Origin of the sequence: Limnochorda sp. LNt (assembly GCF_035593265.1) — a bacterium.
GTDB classification, from domain to species: Bacteria; Bacillota; Limnochordia; order Limnochordales; family Geochordaceae; genus Geochorda; species Geochorda subterranea.
Genome location: NZ_CP141614.1, coordinates 2,680,018 through 2,699,385, shown reverse-complemented (window position 1 = coordinate 2,699,385; position 19,368 = coordinate 2,680,018). Strand labels below are relative to the sequence as shown.

Annotated in this window: 17 protein-coding genes, 2 tRNA genes and 2 pseudogenes; 13 read left to right on the top strand and 8 right to left on the bottom strand. The window is 70.8% G+C overall.

The window, feature by feature from the left end:
- Positions 1 to 6 precede the first annotated feature (6 nt).
- The 4 genes from VLY81_RS12985 to VLY81_RS12970 all read left to right on the top strand — a co-directional run bounded on the left by VLY81_RS12985 (position 7) and on the right by VLY81_RS12970 (position 5,210).
- A complete protein-coding gene (locus VLY81_RS12985) occupies positions 7 to 984 on the top strand; it encodes an ABC transporter ATP-binding protein (RefSeq protein ID WP_324668628.1) in 978 nt (325 codons plus the stop codon).
- Positions 981 to 1,910, top strand: a complete 930-nt coding sequence (locus VLY81_RS12980) for a hypothetical protein (RefSeq protein ID WP_324668627.1) — start codon at positions 981 to 983, stop codon at positions 1,908 to 1,910. The genes VLY81_RS12985 and VLY81_RS12980 overlap by 4 nt, the downstream gene beginning before the upstream one ends.
- A 152-nt stretch (positions 1,911 to 2,062) precedes the next feature.
- Positions 2,063 to 4,945, top strand: coding sequence for an adenosylcobalamin-dependent ribonucleoside-diphosphate reductase (locus VLY81_RS12975; protein ID WP_324668626.1), 2,883 nt, complete (start codon positions 2,063 to 2,065; stop codon positions 4,943 to 4,945).
- A gap of 109 nt (positions 4,946 to 5,054) precedes the next feature.
- Positions 5,055 to 5,210 carry a hypothetical protein gene (locus VLY81_RS12970; protein ID WP_324668625.1) on the top strand — a complete coding sequence of 52 codons (156 nt, stop codon included), beginning with the start codon at positions 5,055 to 5,057 and terminating at the stop codon, positions 5,208 to 5,210.
- A 253-nt stretch (positions 5,211 to 5,463) separates the two neighbouring features.
- Here the strand turns inward: VLY81_RS12970 and VLY81_RS12965 are convergent, their stop codons facing one another.
- Together VLY81_RS12965 and VLY81_RS12960 are read right to left on the bottom strand one after the other, a co-directional pair.
- Positions 5,464 to 6,336 carry a hypothetical protein gene (locus tag VLY81_RS12965; protein WP_324668624.1) on the bottom strand — a complete coding sequence of 291 codons (873 nt, stop codon included), beginning with the start codon at positions 6,334 to 6,336 and terminating at the stop codon, positions 5,464 to 5,466.
- Between the two features lie 16 nt (positions 6,337 to 6,352).
- Complete coding sequence (locus VLY81_RS12960; protein ID WP_324668623.1) at positions 6,353 to 7,180, bottom strand: LolA family protein; 828 nt, start codon at positions 7,178 to 7,180, stop codon at positions 6,353 to 6,355.
- Positions 7,181 to 7,358: 178 nt separating this feature from the next.
- Between VLY81_RS12960 and VLY81_RS12955 the strand changes: the two genes are divergently transcribed.
- Positions 7,359 to 7,451: transfer RNA gene (locus VLY81_RS12955), tRNA-Ser, on the top strand.
- A 36-nt stretch (positions 7,452 to 7,487) separates the two neighbouring features.
- A tRNA-Ser gene (locus VLY81_RS12950) sits at positions 7,488 to 7,579 on the top strand.
- Between the two features lie 317 nt (positions 7,580 to 7,896).
- Here VLY81_RS12950 and VLY81_RS12945 read toward each other — a convergent pair.
- A pseudogene (locus VLY81_RS12945) lies at positions 7,897 to 8,077 on the bottom strand (transposase); the annotation flags it as partial.
- 414 nt (positions 8,078 to 8,491) lie between these two features.
- Between VLY81_RS12945 and VLY81_RS12940 the strand changes: the two are divergent.
- On the top strand, positions 8,492 to 9,907 hold the full coding sequence (locus VLY81_RS12940; protein ID WP_324668622.1) for an alkaline phosphatase PhoX: 1,416 nt from the start codon (positions 8,492 to 8,494) through the stop codon (positions 9,905 to 9,907).
- 108 nt (positions 9,908 to 10,015) lie between these two features.
- Positions 10,016 to 10,096: pseudogene (locus VLY81_RS14935) on the top strand (arsenate reductase/protein-tyrosine-phosphatase family protein); the annotation flags it as partial.
- Here the strand turns inward: VLY81_RS14935 and VLY81_RS14930 are convergent.
- Both VLY81_RS14930 and VLY81_RS12930 read right to left on the bottom strand, forming a co-directional pair.
- The gene (locus VLY81_RS14930) at positions 10,090 to 10,392 is read right to left on the bottom strand and encodes a hypothetical protein (RefSeq protein ID WP_491701045.1); all 303 of its coding nucleotides are present in this window, start codon (positions 10,390 to 10,392) and stop codon (positions 10,090 to 10,092) included. The pseudogene VLY81_RS14935 and the gene VLY81_RS14930 sit on opposite strands and share 7 nt — an antisense overlap.
- Positions 10,393 to 10,452: 60 nt before the next feature.
- Positions 10,453 to 10,824, bottom strand: coding sequence for a hypothetical protein (locus VLY81_RS12930; RefSeq protein ID WP_324668619.1), 372 nt, complete (start codon positions 10,822 to 10,824; stop codon positions 10,453 to 10,455).
- Positions 10,825 to 11,282: 458 nt separating this feature from the next.
- On the opposite strand from VLY81_RS12930, the gene VLY81_RS12925 reads away from it, so the two are divergent.
- Positions 11,283 to 11,639 carry a helix-turn-helix domain-containing protein gene (locus tag VLY81_RS12925; protein WP_324668618.1) on the top strand — a complete coding sequence of 119 codons (357 nt, stop codon included), beginning with the start codon at positions 11,283 to 11,285 and terminating at the stop codon, positions 11,637 to 11,639.
- Positions 11,640 to 12,718: 1,079 nt separating this feature from the next.
- Positions 12,719 to 12,982 (top strand): hypothetical protein, encoded by a 264-nt coding sequence (locus VLY81_RS12920; RefSeq protein WP_324668617.1) that lies wholly within the window; start codon positions 12,719 to 12,721, stop codon positions 12,980 to 12,982.
- Between the two features lie 10 nt (positions 12,983 to 12,992).
- On the opposite strand, the gene VLY81_RS12915 is transcribed toward VLY81_RS12920, so the two are convergent.
- Complete coding sequence (locus tag VLY81_RS12915) at positions 12,993 to 13,253, bottom strand: hypothetical protein (protein WP_324670445.1); 261 nt, start codon at positions 13,251 to 13,253, stop codon at positions 12,993 to 12,995.
- On the opposite strand from VLY81_RS12915, the gene VLY81_RS12910 reads away from it, so the two are divergent.
- The gene (locus tag VLY81_RS12910; protein ID WP_324668615.1) at positions 13,173 to 13,766 is read left to right on the top strand and encodes an ABC transporter permease; all 594 of its coding nucleotides are present in this window, start codon (positions 13,173 to 13,175) and stop codon (positions 13,764 to 13,766) included. The genes VLY81_RS12915 and VLY81_RS12910 overlap by 81 nt on opposite strands.
- A 28-nt stretch (positions 13,767 to 13,794) precedes the next feature.
- On the top strand, positions 13,795 to 14,985 hold the full coding sequence (locus VLY81_RS12905; protein WP_324668614.1) for a serine hydrolase domain-containing protein: 1,191 nt from the start codon (positions 13,795 to 13,797) through the stop codon (positions 14,983 to 14,985).
- Here the strand turns inward: VLY81_RS12905 and VLY81_RS12900 are convergent.
- Positions 14,931 to 17,252 carry a glycoside hydrolase family 3 N-terminal domain-containing protein gene (locus VLY81_RS12900; protein ID WP_324668613.1) on the bottom strand — a complete coding sequence of 774 codons (2,322 nt, stop codon included), beginning with the start codon at positions 17,250 to 17,252 and terminating at the stop codon, positions 14,931 to 14,933. The two genes, VLY81_RS12905 and VLY81_RS12900, sit on opposite strands and share 55 nt — an antisense overlap.
- A 43-nt stretch (positions 17,253 to 17,295) precedes the next feature.
- Positions 17,296 to 18,111, bottom strand: coding sequence for a metallophosphoesterase family protein (locus VLY81_RS12895; RefSeq protein ID WP_324668612.1), 816 nt, complete (start codon positions 18,109 to 18,111; stop codon positions 17,296 to 17,298).
- A 325-nt stretch (positions 18,112 to 18,436) separates the two neighbouring features.
- On the opposite strand from VLY81_RS12895, the gene VLY81_RS12890 reads away from it, so the two are divergent.
- Positions 18,437 to 19,357, top strand: coding sequence for a siderophore ABC transporter substrate-binding protein (locus tag VLY81_RS12890; protein WP_324668611.1), 921 nt, complete (start codon positions 18,437 to 18,439; stop codon positions 19,355 to 19,357).
- Positions 19,358 to 19,368 lie beyond the last annotated feature (11 nt).

Sequence of the window (19,368 nt, the reverse complement as noted above, 5' to 3'; positions counted from 1 at the left end):
CAGGCGTTGGGCACGGAGGCATCATGGGCCATCCGCACCGTAGGGCTCGCCAAGCGGTTCGGTGCGATACGAGCCCTCGATTCCGTCGACCTCAGAGTCCCGGCAGGGTGCATCTACGGCTTCGTCGGGCCTAACGGATCGGGCAAGACCACGGCCATCGCCATCGTGCTGGGGCTGATGCGCCCCAGCGAAGGGCAGGTCGAGCTCCTGGGGGAGCCCCTCGGCTCGCGCCGGTACGCCGACGCCCTGAGCCAGGTGGGGGCGCTGGTGCAGGCGCCGGCCTTCTACCCCTTCCTGTCGGGGCGCGACAACCTGCGGGTGCTGGCGGCGTCGCGCCGGCCGGTGGACGAGCGCGAGCTCGACGAGGCCCTGGACCGGGTGGGGCTGCTGGACCGGGCCCACCGGCGCTACCAGACCTACTCGCTGGGCATGCGCCAGCGCCTGGCCATCGCGCTGGCCCTGGTGGGGCGACCGCGCCTGGTCATCCTCGACGAGCCCACCAACGGCCTCGATCCCGTCGGCATCCAGGAGGTGCGCCAGCTGGTCCGGGAGCTGGGCCGGTCGGGGCTGACCGTCTTCTTGTCGAGCCACCTGCTGCACGAGGTGGAGCAGGTCTGCGACGAGGTGGGCGTCATCGTGCACGGCCGGCTGGTCGCGCAGGGGCCCGTGGCCCAGCTGCTGCGCCCCCGCGGCTTGCGGCTGCGGGTCAGCGCGGGTCCGGCCAACGGACGGCCGGCGGCCCGTGACGGTCAGCTGGCGCGGCAGGCGGCGGCCCATCTCGAGGCGCTGCCCTGGCGCCCCAGGGTGGAGCTGGCCGGCGACGCGTTGTGGGTCGAGGCGCCGCCGGAGCGGGGGGCCGAGCTGACGAGGGCCCTGGCCCAGGCGGGCATCTGGGTCAGCGAGATGGTGCCGGTGCGCAGCACGCTGGAGCAGTACTTCATGGAGCTGGCGGCGGCGACCCCGGGGGGCAACGGACGGCCGTGAGGGACCTGCTGGTCGCCCTGCGGTGGGAGCTATTCAAGGCCCGCCGGCTCCGGATGCTGTGGGTGCTGCTGGGGCTGTCGGTGCTCTTCCTCTCGCTGAGCGCGGGCATCTCGTACCAGGCCTATCACGACGTGCGCCGCTACGCCCGCGTCGAGATCGAGGAGACGGCGACGGCCGACCGGCCGGCGAGGGCGCTGAGGCAGGAGGTGCTGGCGGCGGCGCTGCGCGCCAACCTGGAGCTGCCCTCGGCCTACGCCGGCATCAGCGGGGTGCTCTTCTTCCCGGGCTTCGTGCTCATCACCATCGCCGGCGCCACGCTGGTGGCCAACGAGTTCGGCTGGGGCACCATGCAGCGGCTGCTGGGTCGGGGGCGCCGCCGGTGGGTGATGGCGGGGGCCAAGTTGGGCCTGGTGGCCATCCTGGCCGCGGTCGGGGTCGTGGTCGGCCTGGCGGTGGGGACCGTCATCGCCTCGCTGACGAGCTGGCGGCTGGGTGCCCTCGACGTCTCGGTCTTCGGAGACGTCCAGACCTGGCGCTCGCTCGGCGTCGTGGCGGTGCGGCTGTGGGCGGTGCTGACGGTCTACGGGCTGGCAGCGGCCGCGGCCGGTTTCGCCTGGCAGAGTCCCGGGGTCGCCGTGGGGGGCGCGCTGGTGTACTACTTCGTGGAGGCCCTGGTCTCGGGGCTCATCGTGCAGTCCAGGGGATGGCTGGCGGAGCTGCGTCCCTACCTGCTGGGCAACGTGACCCGGGCCCTGGTGGTCGATGACAATCCCTTCCTGGTCTCGCTGGCCGCCCTGCGGGAGACCGGCGGTGAGGCCGCGGCGCGGGCCCTGGATCCGGGGTCGGCGTGGGCGGTGCTGGCCATGTACGGGGCGGCCTTCGTGGCGCTGAGCCTCGCGCTCTTCCGCCGGGATCTATCGGTGTGAGTCGCCAGGGGCCACCGGCGGGTGACGGGTCGACACGATTCGCCTCCAGGGGGCGTGAAGGGCACGGACGGGCGCCGACGTCCTTTGTACCACAACCCGTCGTGCCTCCATAATAAGACTGCACAACATCTCGTGGCGGGCAGGTGTTCGGTATGGGGGGTAGGCCCTACCGCTGGGGCCCGGTCCAGGAGCTCATCTTCCTCGACCGGTACAGCCCCAAGGCGGCGCGCGAAGAGATCCAGGCCGGCGACGTCGTCGTGGTGATGACCAGCGACGACCGCCGGTATCCAGCCAAGGAGGTCGGCATCGTCGAGGCCGTCGAGGGCGACGAGGTGGTCGTCCGGCTCAAGGTCAACGGCGAGGTGATCCGCCGGCCTCGCAACCGTTGCGACAAGCCCCTGGAGACCCGCCCCGAGCAGATGTGGGACCGGCTGGCGCGGGCGGCGGCCCGAGTGGAGGCCGAGGGGCAGCGGGCGCGGCTGGCTCGCGAGTTTCGGTGGCTGCTCGACGGCTTTCGCTTCGTGCCTGGCGGCCGGATCAACGCCATGCTGGGCACCGACCAGGCCCTGACCGCCTACAACTGCTACGTCATCCCCGTGCGGGGCCGCACATCCGACGTGCCCCCCGACTCTCGCCACGCCATCATCGACACCCTGGGCAACATGGTGGAGATCATGGCGCGAGGCGGCGGGGTGGGCATCAACCTGTCGGTGCTGCGCCCGCGCCTGGCCTACGTCAAGGGCGTCAACGGCAAGTCGTCGGGCTCGGTCTCGTGGGGCGCCCTCTTCAGCTTCGCCACGGGGCTGGTGGAGCAGGGGGGCAGCCGGCGGGGCGCGCTGATGCTCATCCTCAACGTCTGGCATCCCGACGTGGTGGAGTTCATCAACGCCAAGCGGGACTTCGCTGCCATCACCAACGCCAACATCAGTGTCGGCATCACCGAGGAGTTCGAGCGCGCCCTGGAGGCCGACGCGGAGTGGGAGCTGGTCTTTCCCGACACCACCGACCCCGACTACGACCGTCTCTGGGACGGCGACCTCAAGAAGTGGCGGGCGCTCGGCAAGCCCGTCAAGGTCTACCAGCGCCTGCGGGCCCGGGATCTCTTCCGGCAGATCGTCGAGTCGGCCTGGGCCTCGGCGGAGCCGGGCTTCGTGCGGCTCGACTACGCCAACGCCATGTCCAACTCGTGGTACTTCGCCCCCCTCATCAGCACCAACCCGTGCGGCGAGCAGCCGTTGCCGCCCTGGGGCGTCTGCCTGCTGGGGCACCTCAACCTGGCGCGCTTCGTCGAGGAGGGCAAAGTCAAGTGGGAGGAGCTGGCCCGGGCGGCCCGGCTGGCCGTGCGCTTCCTCGACGACGTCATCGACATCACGCCCTACTTCTTCGAAGAGAACGAGCGCCAGCAGAAGCTGGAGCGGCGTGTCGGCATGGGCACCATGGGGCTGGGCGAGATGCTGATCCACCTGGGCATCCGCTACGGCAGCCCCGAGGCCGTCAAGTTCGCGGACGAGCTGTACGGCTTCATCGCCCGCGAGGCGTACCTGGGCTCGGTGGATCTGGCCCGGGAGAAGGGGCCGTTCCCGGCGTTCGACGCGGACAGGTTCCTGCAGTCGGGCTTCATGAAGACGATGCCGGAGGACGTGCGGGAGGCGGTGCGGCGCCACGGCATCCGCAACGTCACCCTCATGACCCAGGCCCCCACGGGCACGACGGGCACCATGGCGGGCACGTCGACGGGCATCGAGCCCTACTACGCCTGGTCCTACTACCGCCACGGGCGGCTGGGGCGCAAGGAGGTCTTCGAGCCGGTGGTGCAGGAGTACTTCGAGGCGCACCCCGAGCTCGGCGGCGACGTCAAGAAGCTGCCCCCCCACTTCGTCACGGCCCTGGAGCTGACGCCAGAGGAGCACGTGCGCATGCAGGCCGCCATCCAGCGGTGGGTGGACTCCGCCATCAGCAAGACGGCCAACCTGCCCGCGCACTACACCGTCGAGCAGACGATGGAGCTGTATCAGCTTGCCATCAAGCTCGGCTGCAAGGGCGTCACCATCTACCGGGATCGGTCACGCGACGAGCAGGTGCTGGTGGCCAAAGACGAGACGTCACCGGGTCAGCAGGCGGAGGTGGAGCGGCGGGCGGCCGAGGCCAGGACAGAGCTGGCCGGTGCGCCGGTGGCGGCGCCGGCGCAGGCAGGGCGTGGCTGGAGCTCGCCGCTCGAGGTGGAGCCCCGGGCCGTCATCGGCGAGGTGCCCGAGGAGGTGCAGGGCTTCACCTACCGGCAAAAGACGCTCGTCGGCACCGCCCGGGTCGTCATCAACGAGCATCCCAGGGGCCAGCCCTTCGAGGCCATCATCGTGCTGGGCAAGGGCGGCATGGACATCACGGCCGACGCCGAGGCCATCGGGCGGCTCATCTCGCTCTACCTGCGCACGCCCAGCCCCATCAGCAACCTGGAGAAGCTGGCGCTGGTGGTCGAGCAGCTGCGCAACATCGGCGGGGCCCAGCCGTTCGGCTTCGGGCCGGACCGGGTGCTCTCCATGCCCGACGCGCTGGCCAAGGCGCTGGAGCGCTACCTGCGGACCCGGCGCGCCGGCGAGGAGGCGAGCGGGCAGACGGGGCAGGGCGGTGCCGAGGGCCAGGAGGAGGCGGAGGGCGCCGAGGGCGAGGGCGGGCAGGTGGCAGCCGACGGCGGTGGCCGCGGCGAGAGCGCCCAGGTGCGGCGGAGGCCGGTGGTGCGGCCCGATCCGCCGGACGGCGGCCCGGCAGGGCAGCGAGCCTCGCAGCCCCAGGGGCGCCGCAAGGGGGCAACGACCGGCGCGAGCCTGGCGGTCAGCGGCCCCGTGGCCGCCGAGGCCAGGGGGCAGGCGATCCCGGGCCCGACGCTGTCCGCCGTGACCGAGCCCGGCAAGAGCACGAGCAACGGGCACGTGCAGCCCCTGGCGGGAGCCGACATCTGCCCGGTCTGCGGGCAGGCGCAGTACGTGCGGGTGGAGGGCTGCGGGTACTGTCAAAACTGCGGCTACACCCGCTGCTGATGGGGGCAGCCCGGGCAGGCGCACACAAGCCAGCGGCCCGGGCCGCACATACTACGGCCGGCGCCGGCTCGCACACGGGTGGCCCCCAGCGATGGGAAGGGGGGGGGCCATGGAGAGGCGAGGCTATCACCAGTTGCGCCAGGAGATGGAGCGGTCGCCGCTGCGCCCGTTGCTGGAGCAGATGGACCTGCCGCCCAACTTCAAGGCGTACGTGCTGGCGATGGCGACCATGGCCGCGCACAACCCCAACCGCGGCCGACGCTGAGGGGCAGAGCGTCTCGCTGCCCCTCTCCTCCCGCGAGTCGCGCGAGCGCCCGCCGGTGGATCAGGGCCCGACAGGCCGGGCAGAGCGCCCAACCCGCGGCCGAGAGATGGCGGGTCGCTGCCAGCGGCCGCCCGCACAGGACGCACCGCGCTCCGGCTGTCCAGCGCTCCGTCGGGGTCCATGACTCGGCATGCTCCATCGGTGGTCAGGCCGTCCGCGCCGATCATATCACCGGCGTCGGGCGGAGGCCATCTCACCACTCGAGCGCGGCGGCGAGCCCCAGGCGGTCGGACGGCGCCTCCCACCACGCCACCAGGTGAGCCCGTCGGGGGCGCCGGGACGTGGGCGGGGTCGCGGCCGGCCGGGTGGCGCTGATGGAGGCGGCCAGGGCCACGGGCGGGGGCCCGGCAGCGGAGGCGACGGCGTCGACGGCGGCGCCCAGGTCGAGGGTATACGGGCCCGAGCGGGTGGCCAGGCTGGCCCACAGGCGGGGCACCAACTGGCCGAGAGCGGGGACCCACCGCAGGGCCGTGCCGAGCCGAGCGGTGAGCTCGCCGATGCGGCGCCGGCCCTCGAGGGAGAGCCCGGCGCTGCCTGGCTCGGCCAAGCGCAGCAGTAGCGAGCCAGCCGGCGGGTCGGAGGCGCCCAGCCACGAGAGGGCAGGGGCGACGCTGGCCGTGGCCGCCCAGGCGGAAGCGCTCAGGCCGAGCGCCCCGGTGGCGATGCCCGTCTCGATGCGAGCCGCTCCGGCGGGGCGGACCGGGGAGGGACTCCCGTCCTGCGGCTCGCCCGCCGACAGCTGGAGCCGGGCCTCGAGGCCGTGGGTGACGAGGGCAGCGCTGGCGAGGAGCTGTCGCAGTCTCACGCCGCTGGCCAGCTGGAGGTAGGCGCCGGGCAGATGGCCGGCTGCCAGTGCGATCCACCCGTCGGCCCCCGCCAGGCGGCCCGTGCGCAAGCGGCCGAGCGCGGCCAGTGCGCCCGACCAGCCGGAGTCGGGGACGTAAGCAGCGGCGAGCGTGGTGGCGCGGGGCTCCCAGGCCGCGGCGGAGCTCGCGGTGCCGGCCCACGCCGGGGTGCCGGCAGCCGCCAGGGTCAACGCTACCAGCCAGGCGCTCAGCCTGTGCATGGTGCCGGCCTCTCCATTACCCCTCGACGACCTCGGCGTCCTCGGGCAGGCGGCGCAACTGCTCGGGACGAAGCCCCTGGTCGAGGCGCACCGCGGTGAGGCTCAAAGAGGCCCGCTGCCCACCGCGGGGGTCGTAGACCACGAACCGGACCGGCACCCAGGAGCGCCCGTCGACCCAGATGCGCACCGAGCCGCCATCGGCCAGCGTGTCGCCCAGCGAGGGCAGGGGCAGCCCGGTAAGGCTGACGTCGCCGCCGGACGCTATGCTGCTCGACGGGAGAGGCCCTTCCAGGACGTAGAGCGTAGCCCCCTCGGCCTGCTCGGTGCCGATCAGCCGCAGGGCCGGCGCGCCCTGCCGGTCGCCCATGTCGCGCAGCAGGCGCTCCGGGGCGACGGGGGCGACCGGGGCCTCGTCGAGGCGCTGCACCACGATCTGGTGCGTGACGGGCAGGTACAGCCGCAGCTCGCGGGCTGCGCCGTCCAGCACGTAGGTCTGTCCCCTCAAGGCCGAGGGTTCGGCGATCTCGATGCGTGCCAGGGCCGGCTCCCGGATGAAGGCAGCCATCAGCACCGAGCGCGCTCGCCGCCCCCGTGCATCGATGGCTTCGATGGTGAGGCGTGCGGACATGTCGCGCCGGTCCCGAGCCGCCGCCTCGACGCGCTCCAGCACGGCTTGGGCGGTGGCAGGAGGCGCGCCGGCGGACGTCCCTGCCGCGGCCTCCGGGGCGAGCCCGCAGGCGACGAGACCCATCAGGGCCACGAGCACGGCCGGGGCGGCGAATCGGCACGACTGCCGGCGCAGGCCGCCTCCCCGTCCGCCTGCGAGACGCCGTAGCGGCTGCATCTCCTACCGACCCCCCGAACGAGGTGGCGGCTGGCCCGGGGGCCGCCGGACTGGCTCTCATTGTAAGAGGAGGGGGCAGGGGCGTCAACGAAAGGGCCGGGGTTGCGCCGGTGGGGCCCCGCTGGTAAGATCCCTTGTGCCGAGGGCCGGGGCGGCGTCGGCCCGGGTCCCGGCGCGCGGAGGGGTGCCGGAGCGGTCATAACGGGGCGGTCTCGAAAACCGTTGGCTGGCATCCGCTGGCCCGTGGGTTCGAATCCCACCCCCTCCGCCACGTGGCTGCACGGCGGCCGCACGCTCCTTCGGACGCGGAAGGGTGCTGGAGCGGACGAACAGGCACGCCTGGAGAGCGTGTGAGGCCCTACCGGGCCTCCGAGGGTTCGAATCCCTCCCCTTCCGCCATTTCAAGGGTTTGCGGTATCAGGCACACCCCGCCGCGCCTCGGGATTGGGCGCTCGTACCAAAAGGTACCCCACCAGGCACGACTCCGTGTTATAGGTCCCCTCTCTGGACAGAACAAAGAAGAGGCCCGGATGGTCTCCCGGCCCGTATCCCTCGGGCCTTGCGCCGATTACGCCTGTGGCCGTCGCTCGCGAACGGGTGTCGGATCCGAGGTGAGTCGCTCTACGGCCCGGGTCGCCTCTCGGATCATCGACGGGGTCACCCGCTGGTAGATGTGCCACGTCCCCTCCGGGTCGGCATGGCCGGCCAGTGTGGCCCATGGCTTGCGCGTGCTTGGGCACATGGGCCAAAAGGTTGCGCATGAAGTACACCCGGCAGCGCTGCCTGCCAACTCGCCCTCGCCAGGATCTCCGCAATGGCCTACTTGAGGCCCTCGCGGGCGTCGGAGATGACGAGCTTGCCCCCCTTCAGGCCCTGTCCCACCAGGCCCCGCAGAAACTCGCTCGGCCATGGTGACGACCCGGCCGTCCTGGCTTTGGGGGACGATGCGCAAAGCCGCCCGTGGGGCCTTCTTGGTTGCGTGAAGGGGAACCGGGGATGAAACAGGACAGAAATCCTTCCTCTACGGCGAGGCTGCGATGTCGTGGTACGTTTCCAACCCATCTTCATCTCGCCCCCTAAGGGGAGGAATATGAGGTGGCCGGTTACACCGAGGCTAACGTGGGTCAAACAGGAGGTGAACGAGCCGCCCGCCTGGAGCATCAGCAAAAAAGCGGTTCATGCAAACGTGAAGGCCGCGTTACGCGGCTTTAATTGCCTTTCAACAGTGCGGCCCCATAGATGAGAACGCCGGTACTTCGCATCCATGGAGGAGGGATCTGGCCTCTGAGTCGGCATCGTCGGTGCCTTCGGATGGCGTGGGGACTTGCCCTGGGCATGGGGTTGCTGGGTATCGCGCTGCCCGCAATGGCAGCAACGGGCCCGTCCAGCTCCCAGTCCCCGTACATCGTGCCACTGGCGGCGGGTGTGGAGGTCCGCTCCATCCTGACGGTGGGTGACTGGGTCAACCGCAGGCCCGATGGCACGCCGTACCGCATGGCGGGCATTCCCGACGGGCTCGCGCTCTTCGACAACGGCGACGGGACCTTCACCGTGCTCATGAACCACGAATTCCCGGGCAACCAGGGTCTCACGCGAGCCCACGGCGCGCAAGGGGCTTTCGTTTCGCGCTGGATTATCCGAAAGTCCGACCTGGCAGTCCTGCATGGGGAAGACCTCATCCGCCAGGTGGTGACGTGGGACCCCAAGACGGCATCGTGGAACCCACCCTCCGCGGGTGTCGCCTTCTCCCGATTCTGCTCGGCCGACCTCCCGGCGCTTACTGCCTTCTACGACCCGGTGACGGGCCTCGGTTATCACGGCCGGCTCTTGACGAACGGTGAGGAATCGGGGGCCGAGGGTAGGACCTTCGCCCATACGCTGGATGGGATCAGCTACGAGCTTCCGTGGCTGGGCAAGCTCAGCTTCGAGAACGTCGTGGCCCATCCGGCCGCCGGCACCCGCACCGTTGTCGTCGGCCTCGACGATAGCTCCGGCGGCCAGGTTTACGTCTACGTAGGGGAGAAGCGGGCCAGCGGCAATCCCGTGGAGAAGGCCGGCCTGGTGGGCGGCGTCTTGTTCGGCCTGAAGATCGAGGGCGTAACGCAGGAGACCGACGCCCTGCAACTCGCGAAGGGGAGCCGGTTCACCCTGCAGCGACTCGGGGACGTCTCCACCTGGACGGGAGCCCGGCTGGAGGAGGAGTCTCGCCGGGCCGGGGTGACCGCGTTCCAGCGGCCCGAGGACGGCGCCTGGGATCCCAACCACCCCAACGACTTCTACTTCGTCACCACCGCAAGCTTCAACAACAGGAGCCGGCTGTGGCGACTTCGGTTCGACGATATCCGCCGTCCTGAACTGGGCGGCACGGTGGAGATGTTGCTGACCGGCAACGAGGGCCCTAAGACGATGGATAACCTGACGGTCACGACCGGCGGGCAGCTCCTGATCCAGGAGGACCCGGGCGAGAATCCCCACCTGGCTACCATCTGGAGCTACGACATCGCCACGGGGGCGCTCACGCCGGTAGCTCAGCACGATCCCGCCCGCTTCCGCCAAGGCGGCCAGAGCTTCCTCACCGAGGACGAGGAGTCTTCGGGGATCGTCGACGCCTCCCAGATCCTCGGCGACGGTTGGGTCCTGCTGGACGTACAGGCCCACTACAAGCAGAGCGACCCGGAGCTGGCCGAGGGCGGGCAGCTTCTGGCCATGCGGATACCTCGCCGGTGAGCCCCAAACAGGGCGGGCCTGAATCCGAAGGGGCGGCCCATCCGGCCGCCCCCCTTCTCACTGCCGCAGCCGGGCGGCGCGACGCGGGTGACAGGGGGTCGAGGACGGATGAAGCGACGGGTACTCTTCCTGTGCACGGGCAATTCGGCCCGCTCCCAGATGGCCGAAGCGCTGTTTGGTGGTCACAGTTTGCGATCAGGCGGCCGAGGCTTGCCCGGCCTGGCCGGGACAGGCTCGGCGGGTGCACCTGGGGTTTCCCGACCCGGCGGCCGTGCAAGGTTCGCCCGAGGCCATCCGGCAAGCCTTCCGCCAGGTACGGGACGGCTTGGCCGAGGGGCTGGAGCGACTCCTGCGGGAGGTGGAGTAGGGTTAGCGGCGAATTGAATGTCGTCGTCCGGGGCCAACACCTCGGTTACGGTCATCCCCGTGGCTTCTCGTAGGGCGTCCCGGGCGACGGGCGACAAGGGTTCGGCCGCGGCGACCACCAAGCCGGCCGGCGGTAGGCCCTGATTAGCTCTGGCGGTGCGTAATCCCTGTGCTCGGTCTTAGTCCACCGCGTTGGGGTAAGTGCCGACGAAAACCGTGTAGCGGCTACGCGGGTAGTTGACCAGCTCCAGCGTGGTCCGTAGCATTTCGCCAATGACAAGGGCCTCCTGCCAAGCAGGGACGAAGACGGCAATCCGCTTGAACGGCCCTGCCGAGAGATCGTGGAGCCGTACGCTGCGGCGAATCCTGCGGGCACGCAGGACATAGACCGCATCGAAAGCGAGGTCGTCCAGCCCCGATAACCACACGAGTAGTGCGACCAGTGTGACCAGCAGCAACAGCGGTTCAGGCAATCCTTCAGTCACCCTGCCCAGACGTTGCGCTTCCAGGAGCTGGAACGTTGGCTTCCTGCCCCGGGGGCGATCGGTCACGCTTGGTTGCCCTGGAGCGCTTTTGGACAGGCGATCCTTGCCATCCTCCAGGAATCGCCACAAAAGTGGGAGTCAACCGGCCGCTTAGGAGTCCAGTGCCTCCTCCGACCCGCCCACGCGTTGTGGCTGATCACAGTACTCCGGCTCGATGTTCACGTGCCAGCACGCTGGCATCCGAGACGACCACGTCGGGCCTGGCAGCCTGTCCGGGCTCCTGCGGCGTAGTCGACCCGAGCCACCACTCAAGACGGCCGCAGCATAACCGACTACGAGCACAAGAAGACAACGTCATCTCGTCGGCGGTAGCGAGGAGGGCGCGGCACGACGGCCGCGCCCGGGCCTCGGCCCCCAACCCCCGGATGCCCGCCGTAAGCCTGACGCATAGTCATGTTCTATAGCAGACATGCTATTCCCTTCCACGTCCCTCTGCCAGGAGCATGGGTGCCGGAGGACTTACCATGACAGACTCGCGGCGGCGACTCGGAGCACACCTGCGGGCGTTGCGGCGGGAGCGGAACCTGACTCAGGAGCAGCTCGCCGAGAGGGCGAACGTGCACCCGACTTACATCACCCGCATTGAGGCCGGCAGGTCCATGCCCGCTCTCGATGTGCTTGCCAGGCTGGCCGCCGCGCTAGGGGTTTCTACAGCGGAACTCGTCCGGGTGGTTGAGCAACGGGAGTCTGCGGCCGATGCTGACCTCATGCGCCAGGAGATCGGCCGCCTGCTCGACGGCGCCAGCTGCCAGCAACTCGCGCTGATCCGTGATTTCGCCGCGCTGCTACGAAAAGGTGGCTACTGCTCTGGCGATAGGTAAAGGTACGTCGGCAGGCGGGCCACGACCCGGCCCTTTCTTTGGCGCGACAACACCCAGGCGCGGTCCGGTCATCTTCCGGGGTTGCGACGGGCGGCCCGTGCAGTCCCTACGGCCCGGTTTCCTGGTGGGGAGAGCGCCAGGAGGGGCCGAGCCTTAGCTTCTCCCACATTGGCCGTTAGAGCCACCCAAGAGTCCGCGCCTGGCGTAGGATCCGCTCGGCCCCCTCCGAGGGCGGTACCCCTTCCGCCTGCGCTTTCCGCTGCACAGCGGCGCCCAACCCCTCGTCAACGTACCAGGCCAACGTCTTGCGGCGGCGATGAGCAGGTCTCCTTCGTCCCGCGGCTGGTGCGAAGCGGGGCCGTGTTGGGGTCGATGAGGTGGCGTCTCATGCCTGGCCAGCCTCGGCCGGGCAGCGACACCGACGAGGTGGAGGTGGCGCCACCCAACGGGGACCGGATACCCGGGGGGCTGGCCTACGGGCGCAGGCGAGACTGCCGGAGCGTCGGGTCGCCCCGGGAATGCGGAGTGCTTGCGATAATAAGTAATGAAGAACTCCACCGTAAGAGGAGGGGTGGGTCCCGGTGAGGATGCAACCCGTCGACCTGAGGCGTTGGTGTGGTCTGTTGGTCATCCTCGCTGTCGGCTGGGTTGGGTGGGGCTTCGCGACGGCGCTGGAGGCCGGCGCATCCGGGCCTCCCCCGGAAACGGGCGCGATCAGGGGGAAGGTGCGAGCGAGCCCGGGCACTCCGGTGACATTGCAAGGCACGGGCATCACAACACGCCTGGACGCGGGCGGCTCGTTCGAGTTGCGAGGCGTCCCAGTCGGGATCTTCTACACGCTGGTGATCGGGCCTTACGCGGAAGAGATCCCTCCGCACGTCCAACCGTACTACCTCGTCCTTTACAACATAAGGCTGAGCCGACCCGGGGAGACCGTGGATCTCGGGACCCTCGACCCGGGCCTGTCTCCAAAGATCGAGCTGCTGGCTCCGGCTTGGAGGCCCCTACCGCCACCAGACTCGCTGGGTACTGCCCCAGCGCCAGGCCTTGCGGTCGGCTCCATCCGAGGCAGAGCCCTGGTGCCTGCAGGCACGCGGGTGACCGTGGAGGGTACGGGATTGGCAGCCGCGGTGCAGGAGAGCGGCCTCTTTGAAATACATGGAGTGCCGACAGGGCGCTTCTTCACGGTGGTGGTCGGCCCCTACACTCAGCAGGAGCCACCTTACCGCGACGGACTGTACCTCGTGCGCTACAACGTGAGAATCCGCCGGCCCGGCGACGTCGTCGACCTGGGCACGTTGAGCCCTCCACCTCGGTTCGAGCTTCTTCCGCATTCTACCTGACGCATCCGGCTCATCCGGGCAGGTTGTCGCTACCATGGGGCCCCTCTCCTCCGACGACCTTGGCGGGTCCGTGGGGGTCGCCGACGGTGCCCGACCTGGCTGTCCAGGTGAACATGATGATGCGCGCCATCCCGGGTGATCCGGCGCAGATCTGGGTCGGCTTCGAGACCACCGACCCGGTCGCCGCCCCGTGGATCTCGCCCTTCGACCCGACGGCCATGCACACGGCCAGCCGGCTGTCGGGGCCGAGCTGGCCCTTCGTGCTGGGCACGGACTTCTACGGGCGGGATCTGCTGAGCCGGATCCTGTGGGGCCTGCTGCTGGGCCTGGCCATTGTGTGCTGGACCCCGGCTTCGCTAGCATCGTGGTGGCCATTGCCGTCGTCTACGTCCCCATCTTCGCGCGCATCGCCCGGGGGCCGACGCTGGCCGCTAGGGCGCAGCCCTTCGTGGAGGCGGCCCGGGCCCTGGGGCAGCGCGAGTCGGTCATCGTACTGCGCCACGTGGTGCCCAACATCCTGGGACCGGTGCCCGTGCAGTTCAGCAACAGCCTGGCGACGGCCATCCTCTTCGAGTCGGCGCTCAGCTTCCTGGGGCTCGGCGTGCGACCGCCGACGCCGTCGCTGGGGCAGATGGTGAGCGAGGCCCGCGCCTACATGGAGGTGTCGCCGTGGGCGGCCGTCTTGCCCGGCGCCGCTATCATGGTGGTGGTGCTGGGGTTCAACCTGGTGAGCGACGCGCTCCAGCAGCGCTTCGACCCCAAGCTGCGACACACGCGGCTGTGAAGCGGTCCGGAGTCGGATGGGGCTGGTCATGGCAGCGGGGGCATCCATCGACGAAACCGTGCGGCGATACCTGAGGCGAGACGCCGGATCCGGCGGCGCCTTCGCCGGGGCGGTGATCGCCGTGGCGAAGGAGGGCCGGGTCGTCCTTCACGAGGCGTGGGGCGCGGCCGAACTCTTCGACGAGGATCTGCGGGTGCTCGACGAGCCACGCCGCATGCGACCCGACACCATCTTCGACCTGGCCTCGGTGACCAAGGTGGCGGCCACCACGCTGGCGCTGGCCGCTCTGGTGGACGACGCCGGGCTCTCGCTGGAGGATGCGCTCCAACGTTTCCTCCCGGAGACGGCCGGCACATGGCTCGGCCAGGTGGAGCTCGAACGGCTGCTGACCCACCGCTCGGGCCTGCCGGACTGGCTGCCCTTCTACCTGCTGGTCGACCTCGACCGCCCGCCCGAGGCACGCCGCCGGGAGGCGGTGCGTCTCATCGCCCGGCTCGCGGCTGCCACCGACCCGGGGCCGCCCGACGTCTACAGCGACCTCAACTTCATCCTGCTGGGCCAGGTCGTGGAGCGGGTGGCCGGCGAGGCGCTGGACGCGTTCGTGGCTCGCCGCCTCTACCGGCCCCTGGGGCTGTCGACGGTGGGATACCAGCCCCCGGCCGCCTGGAGGGGGCGTATCGCCGCCACCTCCATCGGCAACCCCTTCGAGGTGGAGATGTGCAGGAGCCGCCGCTTTCCGCTGCCGCTTCGCCGGCGTCCCGAGGACGTGGCCGAGCTGCGGGAGCCGCGGGTGCTGGTGGGCCGGCCCAACGACGGCAACTGCCGCCTCGCGCTGGGCGGTGTCTCGGGGCACGCCGGGCTCTTCGCGGACGCCCTGTCGCTCGTCACGCTGGGGCGCATGGTGCTCGACGAGGGGACGGCCGGTGGGACGATGCCCCTGCTCCGGCCCGAGACGGTACGGCGCTTCACTCGAGACGGTCTCGGCTGGCGCAGGCTCCCCTGGAGCCCGGTCGATGGGGCCTACGGCCATACCGGCTTCACGGGCACGCTGCTGCACATCGACCCGGCCCACCGCATGGTGGTCGCGGTGCTGACCAACCGGGTGCACGGGCCCCTGCCCTACGTCCCCAGCCACGCGTTCCTGCGGCCGATCCTCGAGGCCGTCTACGGCGAGCTGACCGTCACCTCGCCCGACAGCCCGCCCACGGTCAGCCGGTAGATCCCCGGCTCCACCACCATCGGGGCCTCGCCCAGGATGTCGCCGGGCACGATGGCCAGCCTCTGCACCGGGATGGCGAGCCGCACCTCGCGGCTCTCGCCCGGCTGCAGGCGCACCCGCTCGAAGGCGACGAGCTGCCGCTCCGGCCGCACCACCGTGGCGAAGGGCTTGCTCGCGTAGACCTGCACGACCTCGTCGGCCTCTACCTCGCCGGTGTTGGTCACCGAGACGCGCACCTCGATGACGCCGCCGGCGCTGGCCTGCCCCGACACCTCCAGGTCCCGGTAGGCGAAGCGGGTGTAGCTGAGCCCGTAGCCGAAGGAATAGAGCGGGTCGTACTCCGGGGTCGGCGACTCCTCGGCCCGCAGGTGGTCGTAGGAGATGGGCACCTGCACCATGTCACGCGGCCAGCTGAAGGGCAGGCGCCCGCCCGGCGACGCCTCGCCGAAGAGCACGCTGGCGATGGCTCGTCCGCCCTGGCTGCCCGGCAGGTAGGCCATGAGCAGGGCGTCGGCCCCCTGGGCCACCTCTCCCAGGATCAGCGGTCGGCCTGCCAGCAGCACCACCACCAGCGGCTTGCCCGTCGAGGCCAGGGCCGAGACGAGCCGCTGCTGCTCGGGCGACAACCGGTAGCCCCGCACGTGCGCGTCGCCCTCGCCCTCGGCGTAGGGCGTCTCGCCCACCACCGCCACCACCACGTCGGCGTCCCGGGCCGCCGCCACCACCCCGCTCAGCTCCTCGGCCCGGCGACCGCCCGCCACGTGCCGCACCGTCACCTCGGGCGGAGCCGCCTGCCGCAGCGCCTCGGCCACCGACACGACGGTCGGCACCTCGCCGGGCGGCACGCCCTGCCACCCGACGCTCCAACCGCCGAGCAGCATGGCGACGTCGTCGGCCCCGGGCCCCGTCACCAGCACCGACCGGTGCCGTGCCCCGAGCGGGAGCAGGCCGTCCCGGTTCTCCAGCAGGGTGATGGACGCGACCGCGGCCCGCCAGGCCAGCTCCTCGCCCGCCTGCACCGCTTCTCGGGCTCCCTGCGGGTCGACGTACGGGCGCTCGAAGAGCCCGAGCTCCATCTTGAGCGTCAGGATCCGCCGTACCGCCTCGTCGATGCGTGCCATGGGGACGGCGCCCGTCTCGACGAGCCGCACCAGCGTCCGCGTGAAGCGCTCGGCGTCCAGCGGCACCATGTACATGTCGACGCCGGCCAGGATGCTGCGGCGCACCGCCTCCTCGAAGGTCGGGGCCACCCGGTGCACGGTGACGAGCTTGTCGATGTCCTGCCAGTCGGAGACGACCACACCGGTGAAGCCCATCTGGCGGCGCAGCACCTCCGTCAGCAGGTAGGCCGAGGCGTGCACCGGCACGCCGTTGACCGAGCCGCTGTTGGCCATCACCGTGCGGGCCCCCGCCCGCAGGCCCGCCTCGAAGGGGGGCAGGAAGACCTCCCGCAGCGTCCGCAGCGGGATGAGGGCGGGGCTGCGATCCTGCCCGTTGAGGGGCTGCGAGTAGCCCACGAAGTGCTTGAGCGTGGCGGCCACGGCCCCCTGCGACGACAGGTCCTCCCCCTGCAGCCCTCGCACCGACGCTGCCACCAGCTCCGAGGCCAGCAGCGGATCCTCCCCGAAGGTCTCGTAGAAGCGGCCCCAGCGGAAGTCGCGCCCCACATCCGCGACCGGCGCGAAGTCCCAGTGGATGCCGGTGGCGCGCACCGCCCGGGCCGTCACCCGCGCCACCTCCTCCACCAGCGCCGTGTCCCACGTGGCCGCCAGGCCGATCTGATGAGGGAAGAGCGTGGCGCCGAGCACGTTGTTGTGGCCGTGGACGGCGTCGACGCCGTACAGGATGGGGATGCCGAGGCGGGTCCGCTCCACCGCCCAGCGCTGCAGCGTATGGGTCACCGTCGCCCAGGTCTCAGGGTCGTTGGGCACGGGGCTGGCGCCGCCGCCGCTGAGGATGGAGCCCACGTGGTGGTCGACCAGCACCCGCTGGAGCCACGCCTCGTTGAGAGGGCCGCGATCCCACTCGTCGCGCCCCATGAGACGGGTCAGGTTGATCTGCGTCATCTGGCCGACCTTCTCGGCCAGGGTCATCCGGCTCAGCAGATCCTCGACCCGCGTCGGTACGGGCAGGGAGGGGTCCAGGTAGGCCGGGCGCTCGTCGGCCCGCACCCCTGTCCCCGGTCCGCCGCTGCCTCCGACGGCCAGCACCAGGAGCGGTGCCGCCAGCAGCGCCTTCCACGACATCCTCGGACGTCGCGCTCGCATGGAGATGACCTCCCTTGCCGGCGGCCCCGCCCGGCCCCGCGCTCTAGCCGTGCTCCAGCCGCAGCGTCATGCCGCCCTCGAGCGTGCGAAAGTCGACCCGTACCCGTCGCCCCGGCCCCAGCGTCGCCACCGCGTACGCCCCCGGGACGGGCCCCTCCGGGCGCCATCGCTCCAGAAACGATGGCACCGCGACGTAGGGGATCCCGCCCGTGACCCGTACGACGCCCCAGTGGACGTGACCGTTGAAGACGGCGACCACCCGCCCGCTGCGCTCCATGGCAGCGCGCAAAGCCTCCCGCTCTCGGGTGAAGGCCCACTCGGGAAACGGCGCGAAAAGCGGGTTGCCGTCGATGGCGTGGTCGTCGAGGGGATGGTGGGCCAGCACCACCACCGGGCCCTCTCCCTCCTGGAGCCACCGCTCGAAGGTCTCGGCCTGCTGCGGCGAGACCGAGCCGCCGACGCCACCGAGTGCGGGGTCGCAGGTGTCGAGCGCCAGGAGCGTCCATTGGCCGGAGGGGATTCGTCGAGGCCCGGCGTGGTGGGGAGCGGGCGGGGAGAGAGGGGCGGGCGCTCCGCCGTCGGTGTGGCGAGGGTGGTCGTGGTTGCCTCGCAGGTGCACGACCGGGGCCCGCAGCTCCCCGAGGATGGCGCGCACCTCGCTGTCTCGCCGAGCATCCTGGGCGGGGTCCACGTTGTCGATGCGGTCGCCCAGATCGACCACCAGATCGGGGCGCACCTCGTCGTTGACCACCTCGACGAAGCGCCGCAAGAGCCCCGGCGCCACGCTGCCCGGGCGGGTCGGCTTGTCGGGGCCGTGGTGGATGTCGGTGACGAGGGCCAGTCTCAACGTCGCAGCCATCCGTCGGACGCTCCTTCGTCTCCGTCATGGCGACGTAGGGCACGCTGCCGGGGGTGGGCCGCCCGGCAGACACCGCGTGCGTTCGCCCCGGATCGGCCAGCGTCCTGCCACCGCCGCCCGTTCGACCGCGCGCGAACCTTCATGAGATTGAATGCCAGGAAAGAACGGTTTCCTGCGGAGAGTTACTTTCCCACGAACACTATTGACATGGTTAACTGTTCGCGTTAACGTGAGGGGGCAAGAACTGCGCCAACCGTATGAAGAGGGTCAACCCCTCGCCGACGTCGGGCGGTGGCCATCCCAGTCGATACCCGGAGGGATGCGGGTGTCTCGACCCATGTTGCGCGCGGCGCTCTTGAGTGGTCTGGTGATGGTGGCCGCGTTCGCTCAAGTCGCGGTCGCCCAGGAACGCATGCTCGAGATCCAGCACGCCCTCGGCACGACCCGTCTGGAGGTGCCGCCCCAGCGTGTCGTGGCCTTCGACCTGGGCGTCCTCGACTCGCTGGAGCGGCTGGGCGTCGACGTCGTGGGGGTGCCCAAGGCCTCCTTGCCCGCCTACCTCTCCCGCTACCTCGACGCCCGCTACACGAGCGTCGGCAGCCTGACGGAGCCCGACTTCGAGCGCATCGAGGTGCTGCGGCCCGACGTCATCTTCATCTCGGGACGCCAGTCGAGCCACTACGCCGAGCTGTCCAGGCTTGCGCCCACCATCTACATGGGGATCGATACGGCCGACTACCTCGCCTCCTTCGAGTCCAACATGCGCCTGCTCGGCCGCGTCTTCGGCAAGCAGGAGCAGGTCGAGGCCGAGCTGGGCCGGATCCGGCAGAGCATCGAGCGGGTGAGGGCCCGGGCCCACGGCAAGACGGCGCTGGTCGTGCTGGTGACGGCGGGGCGTCTCAGCGCCTTCGGCCCCGGCTCCCGCTACGGCTTCGTCTACGACGTGCTGGGGCTGGAGCCGGCCAACGACGACATCCAGGTGTCGACCCACGGCCAGCCCATCTCCTTCGAGTTCCTCCTCCAGGAGGATCCGGACTACCTCTTGGTCATCGACCGTGACGCCGTCGTGGCCGGCGGCGGTGCCCAGCCGGCCCGGCAGGTCATCGAAAACGAGCTGGTCCGCCACACCCGGGCCTACCGCGAGGGGCAGATCGTCTACCTCGACCCGAGCTACTGGTACCTCTCCGGCGGGGGGCTCGACTCCTTCGCCCGGATGATCGCGGACGTCGCGGCGGTCCTGCGCTGAGGCGCCGGGGC

Excerpts from the sequence above, each read along its gene's own strand:
- VLY81_RS12975 (WP_324668626.1), top strand. The coding sequence starts at position 2,063 with ATGGGGGGTAGGCCCTACCGCTGGGGCCCGGTCCAGGAGCTCATCTTC.
- VLY81_RS12970 (WP_324668625.1), top strand. The coding sequence starts at position 5,055 with ATGGAGAGGCGAGGCTATCACCAGTTGCGCCAGGAGATGGAGCGGTCG.
- VLY81_RS12965 (WP_324668624.1), bottom strand. The coding sequence starts at position 6,336 with ATGCACAGGCTGAGCGCCTGGCTGGTAGCGTTGACCCTGGCGGCTGCC.
- VLY81_RS12960 (WP_324668623.1), bottom strand. The coding sequence starts at position 7,180 with ATGCAGCCGCTACGGCGTCTCGCAGGCGGACGGGGAGGCGGCCTGCGC.
- VLY81_RS12940 (WP_324668622.1), top strand. The coding sequence starts at position 8,492 with ATGGCGTGGGGACTTGCCCTGGGCATGGGGTTGCTGGGTATCGCGCTG.
- VLY81_RS12925 (WP_324668618.1), top strand. The coding sequence starts at position 11,283 with ATGACAGACTCGCGGCGGCGACTCGGAGCACACCTGCGGGCGTTGCGG.
- VLY81_RS12905 (WP_324668614.1), top strand. The coding sequence starts at position 13,795 with ATGGCAGCGGGGGCATCCATCGACGAAACCGTGCGGCGATACCTGAGG.
- VLY81_RS12900 (WP_324668613.1), bottom strand. The coding sequence starts at position 17,252 with ATGCGAGCGCGACGTCCGAGGATGTCGTGGAAGGCGCTGCTGGCGGCA.
- VLY81_RS12895 (WP_324668612.1), bottom strand. The coding sequence starts at position 18,111 with ATGGCTGCGACGTTGAGACTGGCCCTCGTCACCGACATCCACCACGGC.